This window comes from Nocardia vaccinii NBRC 15922 (assembly GCF_001613305.1).
Taxonomy (GTDB): Bacteria; Actinomycetota; Actinomycetes; order Mycobacteriales; family Mycobacteriaceae; genus Nocardia; species Nocardia vaccinii.
The window spans coordinates 124568-138046 of record NZ_BDCC01000010.1 but is presented as its reverse complement, the minus strand read 5'-3'; the positions used below and the strand labels follow the sequence as shown (position 1 = coordinate 138046).

The following is a 13479-nucleotide window of genomic DNA, read 5'->3' as shown; positions in this document are numbered from 1 at the left end:
TCGGTGGGTACGGTGGCGGTGGTCTTCATCGACCGGTCACGATTTCTCTTCGCGTAGTTGCCGTTTGAGCACTTTCCCGGCCGCGCTGTAGGGCAGTTCGTCGCGGAACTCCACATAGCGCGGGACCTTGAAATTGGCGAGCGTCTGCTTCGCGTGCGCGATCACGTCCTCGGCGGTGAGCGTCGAGCCCGGACGCCGCACGATGAACGCCTTGCCGACTTCACCCATGCGCTCGTCCGGCGCGCCGATCACCGCGGAGTCCGCGACGCCGTCCAAGCGGGCCAGGACCTGTTCGACCTCGGCGGGATAGACATTGAATCCGCCGCTGATGTAGAGGTCCTTGAGCCGGTCGGTGATCTTCAGATAGCCGCGCTCGTCGAGGACGCCGACATCGCCGGTGTGCAGCCAGCCCCCGGAATCGATGGTCTTGGCGGTGTTCTCGGGATCGTCCAGGTAGCCCAGCATGACGTTGGGCCCGCGCAGCAGAACTTCGCCCTGGTCGCCTATGCGCACCTCGAAGTCCGCGATCGGGCCGCCGGAGGTGTTGGCGACCGTCTCCGCGTCGTCGTCGGGCCGGCACATGGTGCCGAATCCGGCGGATTCGGACAGCCCGTAAGCGGTGACCACGACGTCGAATTCCAGTTCGCCGCGCATTCTTTCGATCAGCACCACCGGAACGGTCGCCGCGCCGGTGACCGCGACCCGCAGGCTGCTCAGGTCGAAATCCGCGCGGGCGGGGTGGTCCAGGATGGTCTGGTAGATCGTCGGGGGACCGGTCAGCACGGTGATCCGCAACTCGTGCACCATCCGCATCGCCTGCGGCACATCGAAACTCGCCTGCGGCACGATGGTCGCGCCGGTCACCAGACAGGCGAGCATCGCGGCCTTGTAACCGAAGTTGTGGAAGAACGGCGGAATGACCAGGTATCGGTCCTCGCTGTGCAACGTCGAGCACGCCACCCACGCGCGGACCACGCTCAGCGCCTGCCGGTGCGCGACGAGGGTGCCCTTGCTGCGACCGGTGGTGCCCGAGGTGAACAGGATGTCCGAAATATCCTCGGGATCAACCGATTCCCCGCGCGCGAGGACGTCCTCGCGGGAGACTCCCGCCGATACCGCGGCCAGTTCGGACCAGGGCAGCACCGCCGTATCCGAGCCCGTGCCTTCCGAACTCCACTCGGCGGGTTCCACCGGCATAACGATGATCGTCTCGATATCCAGATCCGGTGCCGCAGTTCGCAATTCGGCCAGCCGATCGCGCCCGAGGAATGGGCCCGAGATGAACAGCGCCTTGGCGTGCACCCGCTCGAGCACATCGATGGCCTCATCGGCGACGTACCGGGTGTTCAGCGGGACCAGCGCCGCGCCGGTGTAATGCGAGGCGAGCGCGGCGACGACCCAGTGATACGTGTTCGGGGCCCAGATCGAGATGCGGTCGCCGCGCCGCACGCCGCGGGCGATCAGCGCGCCCGCGACCTCTTGGACCTGGTCGAGCAGCTGGATCCAGCTCAGCTGCACCTCGCCGTCGTGGACGGCCGGTGCGTCGCCGTAGGCGCGCGCCGCATCGTGCAGGGCCCGGGGGGTGGTCTGCGAAAGGGTGGTCACGGGCGTCCTCCCGCGGCGAGCCGCGTTTCGAAACTGTCGGTCTACAAAGCAAGTGCTTGGTAGGTTACTCTACCGGAGTGAGTGTGATCCAGACCCCCGATGCCGCGGCCGGTAGCGATACCTCCGCGGATCTGAAGTTCCGCGCCGACGTGCGCGAATGGCTGGTCGAGAACCTCGAGGGCGAGTTCCGCGAGCTGCGCGGACTGGGTGGGCCCGGTCGCGAGCACGAGGCGTTCGACGAGCGGCTCGAATGGGACCGCCACCTGGCCGCGGCCGGTTGGACCTGCCTGGGCTGGCCAGAACAGTACGGCGGCCGCGACGCGACCCTGCGCCAGCAGGTGATCTTCCACGAGGAATACGCCAAGGCCGATGCGCCCAGCCGCGTGTCGCATCTGGGTGAGGAGCTGCTCGGGCCGACGCTGCTGGCGTTCGGCACCGAGGAGCAGAAGCAGCGCTTCCTGCCCGGCATCCGCTCGGTCACCGAACTATGGTGTCAGGGTTATTCCGAGCCGGGGGCCGGTTCCGACCTGGCCGCGGTGACCACCTCGGCGCGGCTCGAGGGTGACGAGTGGCGGATCAACGGTCAGAAGATCTGGACCTCGCTGGCGCATCTGGCGGACTGGTGTTTCGTCATCGCGCGCACCGAACCGGGATCGAGCCGGCATCACGGCCTGTCGTATCTGCTGGTGCCGATGAAGCAGGACGGCGTCGAGGTGCGCCCGATCATCCAGCTCACCGGCACGGCCGAATTCAACGAGGTGTTCTTCGACGACGCCCGCACCGAGGCGAGTCTCGTGGTCGGCGAGCCGGGTAAGGGCTGGGGCGTGGCCATGGGCACCCTGACCTTCGAGCGCGGCATTTCCACTGTCGGACAACAGATCCGGTTCGCCCGGGAGCTGGCCGATCTGGAGGCGATCGCTCGCGACAACGGCGCGTTGCAGAATCCGGTGATCGCCGAACGCATCGATCAGGCGTGGGTGGGTCTGCGCGTGCTGCGGGCACATGCGTTGCGCACCTTGGCATCCGCGCACGAGAACGTCGACGCCCGCGCAGTGTCGAACGGCGGCACTCGGGGGCCTTCCGTGGTTACGCAAGCTGCCGCCTCCAGGCCTGACCCGAGTGCGGCGGCAGCCGGACAGGCGTCGGTCTCGAAGTTGTTGTGGGCCAACTGGCATCGCGACCTCGGCGAACTCGCCATGGACGTACTCGGCGCCCCGGGCCTGATCGCGCAGAGTCCGATGGGCGGCCTCCCGGGGCCTTCCGTGGTTACGCAAGCTGCCGCCTCCGGGCCCGCCGGTCGGCCGCCGGCGGACGACCTGAACGAATGGCAGCGACTGTTCCTGTTCAGCCGCGCGGACACCATCTACGGCGGTTCGAACGAGGTGCAGCGCAACATCATCTCCGAACGCGTGCTCGGCCTCCCGCGTGAGGCCCGCTGACCCTTGACCGGACCGGCCGCACCCGGCCGGATCGACCGATCGGATGTGAAGATCCGATCAGACCTGGAGGAATCACAGTGACGGATCTTTCTGTTGCGCCGCAGCCGGTTTCGGGACACGGGCTGCTGGCCGGGAGGATTGCGGTGATCACCGCCGCGGCGGGGACCGGGATCGGATCGGCCACCGCGCGCCGCATGCTCGACGAAGGCGCCGACGTCGTCGTATCCGACTGGCACGAGCGGCGTTTGAAGCAGACCGAGGAGGAGTTGGCCGCGGCCTATCCGCAGCGCCGGGTGGCTTCGGCGGTCTGCGACGTCACCAGTTCCGAGCAGGTGGACGAGCTGATCGCCGCGGCCGCGAAAGCGTTGGGGCGCATCGACATTCTGGTCAACAACGCCGGATTGGGCGGTGAGACGCCGGTCGTCGACATGACCGACGAGCAGTGGGACCGCGTCCTGGACATCACCCTCAACGGCACGTTCCGTTGCACTCGCGCGGCCCTGAAGTACTTCCGCGAGGCCGGGCACGGCGGCGTCATCGTCAACAACGCCAGCGTTCTGGGCTGGCGCGCCCAGCACGGTCAGGCCCACTACGCCGCCGCCAAGGCCGGTGTCATGGCCCTGACCCGCTGCAGTGCGGTGGAAGCCGCGGACCTGGGCGTTCGCATCAACGCCGTGGCTCCGAGCATTGCCCGACACCCGTTCCTGGACAAGGTTTCCTCCACCGAACTCCTGGATCGCCTGGCCGCCGGAGAAGCTTTCGGTCGCGCCGCCGAACCCTGGGAAGTGGCCGCCACCATCGCCATGCTCGCCAGTGACTACACCTCGTACATGACCGGCGAGGTGGTCTCGGTCAGTAGCCAGCGGGCGTAGCCCGGCACGACCTTCCGGGGAATGCGCGAATCAGCTCTCGGAGGGTGTTTCGTCCTGGATCTGTGCCGGGCGGTTGGCGTTGATCTCGTCGCGGTGGGCCATGGCCCACTCGGCGAGGGAGACCAGCAGCGGTAGCAGCGTGCGCCCGAGCGCGGTCAGTTCGTATTCGACCCGGGGTGGCACCTCGGCGTAAGCAGTGCGGCTGACCAGGCCGTCCTCGACCAGGTGGGCGAGTGTCAGGGTGAGCATTCGCTGGGAGATGCCCGCTACGGCCCGACGTAGGTCGCCGAATCGCATCGGCCCCTCGCGCAGCGTGCCGATCACCAGCAGGCTCCACTTGTCGCCGATCCGATCCAGCACTTCCCGGACCGCGCCGCCTTCGGGTATCCGCACCGTCTTTCGTGTGACTTGCGTCATACCGAGGCTTCCTTCCTGGACACATACACGCATGTGCCTTTTGTCGCCGCATCGACGTTCACCCACGATATGACCACGTACTGACGGTGAGGATCGGGGAATACGGTGAACATCACGCTGTGGACAGCGCAGGGCCTGCTCGCGATCGCCTATCTGGTCGCCGGTGGGCTGAAGGTGGTGCGGTCGCGCGAGCAACTCGTGGCGACGGGGCGGCTGGATTGGATGAAGGACAACTCCGATGTAGCGGTGAAGGCGGTCGGCGCGGTCGAGATCCTCGGCGCACTCGGCGTTGTCCTGCCCGAGCTGACCGGAATCGCTCCCATCCTGACGCCGGTCGCCGCGGTCGGCCTGGTGCTGGTGCAGATCCTCGCGATGCGCGTGCACCTGACTCGCAACGAGCGACAACCCTTGCCCGCCAACGTGTTTCTGCTGTTGCTCGCGGCCTTCGTCGCGATCGGGCGGTTCCTCGGCTGAGCCTGTCGGCGATCCGTGCCGAACAGCGCGAACCCCGCTGGTCGCGTGCCCGGGTATCGAAGACCGTGCGGTCTCGTGTTGGCTATGATCGATTCTGCTCTTCGAGGTATCGCAGACAAGTTCGCAACCACAGAACGGAGAGATCTATGCCTGTGCGCGACACGTCTTGGCCGGCGGGGACCCCGTGTTGGGTCGACTGCCAAGTTGATGACCCGATCAAGGCGAGCGAGTTCTACTCCACCCTGTTCGGCTGGGAAGTCCAGGACAGCGGGCCGGATTCCGGCGGATACATCATGGCATCGATGAACGGCGCCGACGTTGCCGGAATCGGCCCCAAGCCGCAGCCCGGCATGCCCTCGGTATGGACCACCTATTTCGCCACCGAGGACAGTGAGGCTGTGACCAGGCGGGCTGTCGCCGCGGGCGGCCAGGTGCTGATGCCGCCGTTCGACGTACTCGACGGGGGCCGAATGGCGGTCCTGGCGGATCCCGGCGGCGCTGTGTTCGGTCTCTGGCAGGCTCGCGCACACAACGGCTCCGCCGCCTACAACCAGCACGGCGCGTACTGCTGGAACGAATTGCACACCCGCCAGTTCGACGTGGCGAAACAGTTCTACGCCGACGTTTTCGGCTACACCTATGCCGATGTCAGCGACGACGCGAATATGCGATACGCGATGTTCATCCCGCCCGGCGGTACCGAGGGGGTGGGTGGCATGAACGACGACACCCGCATGCCCGGCGAGCCGATGCCCGCCCACTGGCTGACCTGGTTCCAGTTCGACGGGGTCGACGACGCGGTGCAGCGCGTGGCGGAACTGGGCGGGACCGTGCTGATGCCTCCGACCGATTCACCGGCCGGAAGGATGGCGACGGTCGTGGCGCCGCAGGGTGAGATGTTCGGTCTCATCGACACGTCGGTTCGCGGCGGGTAACGCCGGGTCGCATTGGTTGCCGGTGAGGGCCGGTTCACTGTATTCGGCTGGCCCTCAACCGTTTTCCGCCACGCTGCCCAGCGCCCAGCCGATCGGAACAAGGCCGCGGCGGGTATCAACTCCACCCGCTCGATATCGGTGTTCGACGCTTTCATCGCCATATGGCGACGCCGGTCCACGGCCGCGGCTCTCACCACGTGTCGGGTTCGTCTTCACGGAGACGCTGGAGGGCTCGTTCGATCCAGGTTTCCAAAGTCGTGGTGAGGTCCTGCGGGCTGGCGGGGCGCACGGTGAGATGCTCCCGGGTGCGTTGTTGCAGGTAGCGGCCGTCTCGGGCGATATCGACCCAATGGACGGCGTACCACGGATCGAGGGTGTGGAAGATCGATCCGGTGAACAGCTCCGCGCTGCCACCGCCGTCGACGGGACGCCGGGATATGCGGTCGTAGCGGTCGCGGGGGGTATTGCGGCTGAAACCCTGGGCGGGCCGGCGGATGTCCTCCAGGTGGAAGGTCTCCGGCTTTTCCCGGCCCGGTGGAAAGGACGGCACGATGGTCGCCAAGCGGGAGGCCAGCTGTTCGGTCCGGAACAGGCGGCAGCGCACAGTGCCGTCGATGCTGTCCCGGGGCCCGGGATCGGCCGTCTGGGTGAGCATCATCGCGTTGAATCTCGTTCGCGCGCCGATGATTCGGTAATCCTTCGGCTTGCCGCGGCCGAGCGTCGTGGACTGCCCGAGAATCTGGATGCGCAGATCGGCCTCGGTCAGGGTCTGGAAGGCGAGTTCGATGAGGTTGCGTTCGTCCGCGTCGTACCGGCCGTGCACCTGCCGACGGTGCGAACGGACCTCGTCCTGGGTCGGGAAGCGGCTGGTGTAGCTCAGCGGGCTCGGCAGCCGATCGCGCGCCTCGCCGAGCCACAGGGCAGCGAAATCATCGGGCTCCCAACTCCATTCGGCCATGCAACATCCTTCGATCACGAATTCCGGTTACCTGAATACCGGAACGACAGTGGAACATGCGCCGGAGCGGCCCCGGCATCAGCGAGGCGTCCGGAAGGCAAGGGGCGCAACGGATCCGGCGCTCAGCCGCGGGTATCGGGATCTCGGTCGAAATCCCCGCCGATGACGCCGCCCGGAATGCTCTTGGGCGTCGGACCGAGCAGTTCCTCGGCGTTCTCCATATTGCGCAGCCAGTCCGGGAGCGAGTGCTCTTTGTCGTCCTCGCCCTTACCTTTACCGGCCGCGCCGCCGATTCCGCCCATACCGGCCATATTGCTGGTCGTGCCAGCGGCTTTCGCAGCTTTCGCGGCCGCCGTGGCGGCGTTGGATCCGGTCCCCGACACACTCTTGCCCAGCCCGCCGCCGGTCGCCGAGCCCAACCCGTTCAACGCGCTGTCCCCACCCGACCCGCTGCCGACCCCGCTGTAATTGCTCGGCGTGGTGGAGATCGGCGAGGTCCCGCTGTAATAGCCGGCGGGCGTGGTCGCCATAGAACTCGAGTACCCGGACATCGACGGCATGGACGAGGAGCTGTAACCCGCCGTCGACATGGAATCCGACTGGCTCGACGAGGTACCCGACTGATTTCCGCTGTCACCGCTCGTACCGCTCTGACTCGGGCCGGGCTGGCTGGGGCCGGTGCCGGAGTTCGGTGTGTACGCGCTGGAACTGGTCGGGGTGTAGCTGTAGAGCGGGTTGCTGATCTCGTTCGGCTTGGGAATGACCGGAATCTTCTTGTCCGCGTCGACGAAGTTCTTGACGTAGTTGTTCTTCATCGCCTCGCGGGCGTCGTCGCGCGCCTGGTCGATCTTCTGCTTCGACCGGGAGCCGTGGTGCCAGAGGAAATCGCCGTCTTTGACGTTCCAGATGCTCACATGCTGTATCGGTACTGCGACACCGTTTTTGGTGTTGTTGACCCCGTCGACCGCGGCAGTCACCTGAGCGGACATGGCCTTCAACGCCTCGGTCAGATCCTCGGCGCGCTGGGCATAGTTGGAGATCGCAGTCCTGGAAGCTTCGGCGGCATTGCCCTGCCAGGCGGCCGAACTCGACTGGCGGATACGGGAGGCGAAGAAGTCCGCTGCGGCGGACCACTTGCTCGCTATATCGTTGTAGTGCTGAGCGGCAGTGTGTCCGTTGGAGGTGTTGAGCGGATTGAATTTATTGTAGATTTCCCAGTGAGAAAAGCTATCGGGGTTTTCACCTCCCCCGGGAATCTGTGCAGGTTCGTTGGTGACGGCCATCAGCTGGACTTCCCTACCGCACTGACCGTCACACGAGGCTGTACGCCGCTCTTGATGGGACTGGGCTCCAAATTTGCATTCAATCTCTTGTATTCGGCGGCGAACTTCTCGTCCTGTTGACAATACTGCTGAGCGATAGTGTGGTGGAGTGTCTGCAGGTCATCGATGATCTTGTAGTGCTGATCGAGTATATCGTACAGATTATCATTCGAATCGGTTGAAAGACCGACGCTCTTTGCTTTACTGCGAAATCTTGATACGAGAGTGTTTGCAGAAGTTAGTCCATCAGTGGACTCGCCGAGACCCCAGTGCGGCAATCTGGCGATTGCTTCTGCGAGACCTTGTAGTACAACTATTTCGTCTTTGAATGCTTTGCAGTCTCGCTCGATGTACACGAACTCGTCAGCATTGACCATCACATCCGGACTGAATTTTACGCTCAGGCTGCCGTTTTGGGCTTCGGTTATCAGACTGGCCAACGGCCCTGTTGGCTTACTATCATCTGCCATGGTGTGCTGGCCTCCCCTGGTGAATCGATTAAAGCTGGTGAATAGTGTACTCTAATTCTAGGCCGAGGCTGGCAACGTGGGTACCAGTTCTCCTGCAATTCTCTTGGCTATCTCGCAGGAGTCCTGAGTTCCGGTCGCCTTACGTGAGGCGGGGTTGTCGATCAGTATGTCGAGTCCGCCGCCCTTGACTGCAACGTTGATGTTGCAGTCGGCGCGTAAATCTGTCTGGTCGCTGGTGTAGTACGTCACTGCTTGACGGCCATCGATGGTCAGATGCTCGCCGACCTTATAGTCGCTGATTTTCTCGACCATTTGGACGGTCATGTTGGTGCTGCGGACATTTACACTGAACCCGTCGCTGTCGTGGGTTGTCCAAATGCAGCCCTTGAACTTGATCCCACCGTTTGCGTCCATGTCGGAGTTGGTGGGGCCTGGCTCGATCTGCTCGGCATTCATAACCGACTGTGGTAGCTGGCAACCATTCACCGACGTCGGCGCGGCCGGTGCGACGGTCGATGTCGCAGCAGCCGGCGATGAGTCGGCACTCGATGTTCCCCCACCGTCGTTGCACCCCGCCAGCAGCGCCGCCGCACCGACTCCCACTGCCGCACAACGGATTACGCGTCCCCAGTCGGTCATGTCGTCCTCTCGGCCCGGTACCACGATGAAGAAGGGCCGGATCGACTCCCACCCCCTCAACGGCTCGCATCGAACTTACCCGGTCACCGTGACCGCTTCAATACACTTGCGCTTCGCCACTCCCGAGCGATGATCGGAGGTCTGTGGATGTCCGGAAGGGAGTACTTTCCCGGATGATCTGAAAGTCAACAGGTTTCGATCGTATCGGGGCGGCCGCCAGGCGAGAAGGTTTGTCCCATGGTCGCGGTAATCGACGGTGGCGCGGTGTCCGATCAGGACGGTGTTGCGGTCGGGGTGTCGGGTTCACCGGTCGGCGCCCCCGAACTCGTCGCTCTCGTCCGCGTCGGCGCGCTCTTCCGCAGGGGCACTTTGCTCGAACGGCCCCGTGACATCACCCTGGCTGGCCCGGCCGACACCGGAACGGAGGTCGCCTGACTGTCCTGCCTCACTGGGGTGAGGCAGGGTCGGTTCGCTGATCTACGGTGTCTCGGAATCGCGTGACGGATAACCGGTCGAGTGTGTCTCATTGAATCGCCAGGTAGATCATGTAATTGCTGTGGCGCGACGTTTCTGGGACGAGCTGGGTGAATCAAGTCTGGCCCGGTCATTCCGGTAGCAGGCTGTCGACCAAGGCGCGGGCGAACTCGTCGGCGGGCTGGTCGGCGAGATGCTCGCCCTCGAACTCGATCAGGAAGGCGCGCTGGAAGCAGGCGCCGAGCAGGGCCGCGGCGAGCATGTCGGGTCGGTTTGTTCCGATAAGCCTGCCCAGTCGCTGCTCGGCGTGCAGGTAGTCGGCGAGCGCCGACAGCGCCAGGTGCGGGCCCAATCCGGCGGCGCGCAGCATCTGCTGGTGCCGGGCCAGCAGGTCCGGTTGGGCGAAGACCGCGCCCAGCATCGGCGCGAGATCCCGGTAGAACGCCACAGCGTGGGCGGCGACCTCCTGCAGTCGGACGCGGACAGTGCCGGTGCCCACCTGGTCGGCCAATCCAGCGAGGTAGCCGACGAACTCGGCGGGCAGCCGTTCGCGCATGACGGTGAGGAACAGCTCCTCCTTGTCCTGGAAGTGCTTGTACAGCGTGGCCTCGGAAAAGCCGGCAGCACGGGCGATCTCCTTGGTGGTGGCGTTGGCCAGACCGCGCTCGGTCATCACCGTGGAGGCGGCATCCAGGATCCGGGCCCGGGTCGACTGCGCCCGCGGCGAGGCTGCCTCTGTCTCACTCATCCGTGCTCTTCTCCTCACGCCGTCGGTGTGTTACGTCATGCCTTGACACGATAGCAAGTACTCACTCACCATTGGTGAGTAAATACTTACTACCCAAGTGAGGTGGTGGCTCATGCTGAGCCAGCAGCGAAAGCGACGCCTGGTCAATGCCGTGAACTTTGTGATCATCGGGCTGCAGCGAGTCGATATAGCGTTCGGGCCCATACAGGTACTGACCGTCGCCGGACGGCACACCGGCCGCTTGCGCACATTCGTGATCGCGGTCGTGCCCGTGGCGGGTCAGCGCTACATCGTGCAGGCCTTCCCGAAGGCGGCCTGGGTCGCCAATGCCCGAGCGGCCGACCTGGTTACGCTGACCCGCGGCCGGCGATCAACCCAGGTACGGCTGGTCGAGCTACCGGTCGAAGCGCGCCGCCCGGTGCTGCGCCAACTGGTGACGGAAAGCCCGGCCGGTATCGGCAAGAGCTATGTCGACAACGGGCTGTCCCCGAGCCCATCGCCCGACGACGTCGCTGCGAGCGCCGAGCGCATCGCGGTGTTCCGGGTCGAGGCGGTGTGAGGCCATGACCCGAGAATCCGATGCGGCCCAGACCATTTCGGCAGACGGTGCACCCCGTATGCCCATCCGCGTCGCGTGCGCCGGTGACAGTCTCACGAAAGCCGACGTCAGCGCGGACTATCTGGCAATCCTGCGGCAGCGGTTCGCCGGGGAGGGCTATGTCTTCACCAATCATGGCGTCAATGCCGACCATGCCTACAACCTGCGGATGCGGTTGGCGCCGATCATCGCGGAGCAGCCGGACTTCGTGACCGTGCTCATCGGCACCAACGATGCGCGGGTGACCCTCAGTGACAAGGATCTTCGCGCCGCGATCAAGGCGAAGCAACTCCCGCGGAAGCCGACGCCGCAGTGGTATCGGGAGAGTCTCACCGCTGTCGTCGATATCCTCCAGCAGCAGACGGACGCCGACATCGCGGTGCTCTCGCTACCCACCATGGGAGAAGAGTTGGGCTCGGCGCCGGTGGCGCGAGCCGGCGAGTACAGTGCCATCGCCTGCGACGTCGCCGCAGCCGCCGGTGTGGCCTACCTGCCGCTGTACGAGCATCAACTGGAATACCTTCGAGCACAACGACGCACGCCGGGCATGCGGTTCCAAACCGGCCGGCGGCCGTCCGCGACTGCGGCGATTCAGCATTTCGTGCTCCGGCGAAGCTTCGACGCCATCTCCGCCCGCCGCGGCCTGCAATTGACCACCGACGGCATCCACCAGAACACCCGCGGCGCCACCATGATCGCCGACCTCATCACCGAACACCTCAGGCCTGCCGATGACGATGGATGCGATGCTGGGCTCGTCACCGATATCTCCAGCCCCGCCCTTCATCCGACGTTCCGGGTGCAGTCCGCCCGCAGGTCCGTCGTTCATGGCAGGTAATCATTTGCCGTCCAAGCACTCTCGGATACTCGGCATTGTCGAACTCGCCATCGGTCTCGATGAGAGGAGCGTCAGGTTCGTCGTGTGGATGGTCGTTCCGCTGCGGTTTCCGTCGCACGTGGAGTAGACGCATCCCTTCCGGGCAGCGCACACGTGAATTCCGGTGATTCGGCCGGGGAGAAGACCCGACTGGTACAGGTCCTGCCACAGGCGCTGGCGCTGTGGTGTGAACGGGTTGCGACACATGACCCGGGCGAGACGGTGCGGGATTTCGCGATCACCATCGTCCGGTCCGGCCATCGAGGTTTCCCGCCCGTCAAGCCATTACGGCGCCGGGCTTCTGCGCGGGCGGATGGATGACGCCGTCGACGTAGCTGCTGCCCGGCGGGTACTCGTGCCGGCGCACCGCATCACCCGAGTTGCCCTCGATGGTGTAGATGTTGCCGTGCGAGTCGACCTTTTCCACCACGCCGATGTGACCGACGTCGTTCAGGACGATGAGATCGCCGACCCGGGCGCCGGACGCTCGGTCGGCAAGCCCGTGGCGCTTGGCATCGGCCCAGATCGTGGGCACGTAGGTGGTGCTGGTGGTCCAGTTCAACGGTAGGTGCGCCTGCCTCCAGGCCCAGGTGGCGAAGGACGCGCACCACGGCCCGCCGATGTCGTACGCCTTGTGGCCCGGCAGGTGGTTGCTGCTGCCCAATTCGTGAACGCCGAGCTGGGACATCGCGGCTTGTACCGCACCGGAAGCGCCGGGAGCCAACGGAATCGGGATGATGCTGCCGGTCCTGGGCGCGAACGGGTATGGCCCATCCCCACCTACGCCGCCGGACGGATACGTCAAGCCGGGGTGGTAGGTCGGAGCCGAATTCTCGATGACCTGCTTCTGGTGATGGATCTGCTTCCTGGCGGAGCTGACCTTGCCGTGCACGTAGTCGACGGCGTCGAGGGCGGCGGTGATCACGGTCCGTTGCTGACTCGGCGTAAGCGGTGCGCCGCTCTTGTTCCTCTTCGACATTTCCGCGAGCGCGCCCTGGAGTTGGCGCACCTTGCTCATGCAGGCGGTGAAGGTCCCGTTCGATATGTCGAAGGTCGAGTAGGAGGCCTTGCGGACGTCCTCGTTGTGGCTGCTGATCGCCAGCTTGGCGGCGCGTATCTGCTGTAGCGACGAGGCGTAGCTGTCGACCATGACGGCATGATCGTGTTTGTCGTCCAGCCCGTCCTGGAGCAGTCCGCGACTACCCAGTTCGTGCAGCAGGTCCGGCTGTTCCGACGGCTTCCCCGACGCAAGCAACCCGATCGATTGACGCAGCGCCGTCTGCACCATGTCGAGAACGGCGATGAGGCCCGTCCGCGCCCCGTTCGGCGGCGTCAGCGTTATTTCGTTGATGTCGAATGTGTTCGGGCTCATCGTGATCCCACGGGCCGGCCGATCCGGTATCGATGGCCGGTGCTCGCGACGCAACGGGCCTGTGGCCCGCGCCGATTCGACGGCTCGGTGTCAGCGGGCGGTACCTCTGCCGCCTCGGGAGAAGTCATCGCGGTCCCCTCATGAGCAAGCGACCGGTCGGCGATGCGGCGGTCAGTGTGATGCAAAGAAACTTGCATTTCCCTCATCATAAGCAAATTCTATTGCAGATACTCTCCGTATGTGAGGGAGTCGAACCACCTTCGTCCAGATCGGGCTCAT

15 protein-coding genes are annotated in these 13479 nt (G+C 65.0%); 7 read left to right on the top strand and 8 right to left on the bottom strand.

Annotated elements, in window-relative coordinates:
- Nucleotides 1–36 precede the first annotated feature (36 nt).
- Nucleotides 37–1605: a FadD3 family acyl-CoA ligase gene (locus NV1_RS07855; protein WP_067887146.1), complete on the bottom strand. Its 1569-nt coding sequence runs from the start codon at nucleotides 1603–1605 to the stop codon at nucleotides 37–39.
- A 77-nt stretch (nucleotides 1606–1682) separates the two neighbouring features.
- On the opposite strand from NV1_RS07855, the gene NV1_RS07850 reads away from it, so the two are divergent.
- Nucleotides 1683–3044, top strand: a complete 1362-nt coding sequence (locus NV1_RS07850; RefSeq protein WP_084525180.1) for an acyl-CoA dehydrogenase family protein — start codon at nucleotides 1683–1685, stop codon at nucleotides 3042–3044.
- Nucleotides 3045–3115: 71 nt separating this feature from the next.
- A complete protein-coding gene (locus tag NV1_RS07845) occupies nucleotides 3116–3916 on the top strand; it encodes an SDR family oxidoreductase (protein ID WP_174557415.1) in 801 nt (266 codons plus the stop codon).
- 30 nt (nucleotides 3917–3946) lie between these two features.
- On the opposite strand, the gene NV1_RS07840 is transcribed toward NV1_RS07845, so the two are convergent.
- Nucleotides 3947–4333 carry a winged helix-turn-helix transcriptional regulator gene (locus NV1_RS07840; RefSeq protein ID WP_067887140.1) on the bottom strand — a complete coding sequence of 129 codons (387 nt, stop codon included), beginning with the start codon at nucleotides 4331–4333 and terminating at the stop codon, nucleotides 3947–3949.
- Nucleotides 4334–4438: 105 nt separating this feature from the next.
- Here NV1_RS07840 and NV1_RS07835 point away from each other — a divergent pair, with 105 nt between their 5' ends.
- Complete coding sequence (locus NV1_RS07835; RefSeq protein ID WP_067887137.1) at nucleotides 4439–4807, top strand: DoxX family protein; 369 nt, start codon at nucleotides 4439–4441, stop codon at nucleotides 4805–4807.
- 146 nt (nucleotides 4808–4953) lie between these two features.
- A complete protein-coding gene (locus tag NV1_RS07830) occupies nucleotides 4954–5742 on the top strand; it encodes a VOC family protein (RefSeq protein WP_067887134.1) in 789 nt (262 codons plus the stop codon).
- 190 nt (nucleotides 5743–5932) lie between these two features.
- Here NV1_RS07830 and NV1_RS07825 read toward each other — a convergent pair whose 3' ends face one another.
- The 4 genes from NV1_RS07825 to NV1_RS41965 all read right to left on the bottom strand — a co-directional run bounded on the left by NV1_RS07825 (nucleotide 5933) and on the right by NV1_RS41965 (nucleotide 9131).
- A complete protein-coding gene (locus NV1_RS07825; RefSeq protein WP_067887131.1) occupies nucleotides 5933–6700 on the bottom strand; it encodes an ESX secretion-associated protein EspG in 768 nt (255 codons plus the stop codon).
- 122 nt (nucleotides 6701–6822) lie between these two features.
- The gene (locus NV1_RS07820) at nucleotides 6823–7983 is read right to left on the bottom strand and encodes a WXG100 family type VII secretion target (protein ID WP_067887128.1); all 1161 of its coding nucleotides are present in this window, start codon (nucleotides 7981–7983) and stop codon (nucleotides 6823–6825) included.
- A complete protein-coding gene (locus NV1_RS41970) occupies nucleotides 7983–8492 on the bottom strand; it encodes a hypothetical protein (RefSeq protein ID WP_084525179.1) in 510 nt (169 codons plus the stop codon). Before NV1_RS41970 ends, NV1_RS07820 begins: the two co-directional genes overlap by 1 nt.
- 57 nt (nucleotides 8493–8549) lie before the next feature.
- Complete coding sequence (locus NV1_RS41965; protein WP_157116678.1) at nucleotides 8550–9131, bottom strand: DUF3558 domain-containing protein; 582 nt, start codon at nucleotides 9129–9131, stop codon at nucleotides 8550–8552.
- A 237-nt stretch (nucleotides 9132–9368) separates the two neighbouring features.
- Between NV1_RS41965 and NV1_RS46725 the strand changes: the two genes are divergently transcribed.
- A complete protein-coding gene (locus NV1_RS46725; protein WP_067887123.1) occupies nucleotides 9369–9566 on the top strand; it encodes a hypothetical protein in 198 nt (65 codons plus the stop codon).
- 169 nt (nucleotides 9567–9735) lie between these two features.
- On the opposite strand, the gene NV1_RS07805 is transcribed toward NV1_RS46725, so the two are convergent.
- On the bottom strand, nucleotides 9736–10353 hold the full coding sequence (locus NV1_RS07805; protein ID WP_067887120.1) for a TetR/AcrR family transcriptional regulator: 618 nt from the start codon (nucleotides 10351–10353) through the stop codon (nucleotides 9736–9738).
- 112 nt (nucleotides 10354–10465) lie between these two features.
- On the opposite strand from NV1_RS07805, the gene NV1_RS07800 reads away from it, so the two are divergent.
- Nucleotides 10466–10912, top strand: coding sequence for a nitroreductase/quinone reductase family protein (locus NV1_RS07800; protein ID WP_218026937.1), 447 nt, complete (start codon nucleotides 10466–10468; stop codon nucleotides 10910–10912).
- Between the two features lie 58 nt (nucleotides 10913–10970).
- Complete coding sequence (locus NV1_RS07795; RefSeq protein ID WP_084525189.1) at nucleotides 10971–11789, top strand: SGNH/GDSL hydrolase family protein; 819 nt, start codon at nucleotides 10971–10973, stop codon at nucleotides 11787–11789.
- A gap of 316 nt (nucleotides 11790–12105) precedes the next feature.
- Here NV1_RS07795 and NV1_RS07790 read toward each other — a convergent pair whose 3' ends face one another.
- On the bottom strand, nucleotides 12106–13200 hold the full coding sequence (locus tag NV1_RS07790) for a CHAP domain-containing protein (protein WP_067887114.1): 1095 nt from the start codon (nucleotides 13198–13200) through the stop codon (nucleotides 12106–12108).
- Nucleotides 13201–13479 lie beyond the last annotated feature (279 nt).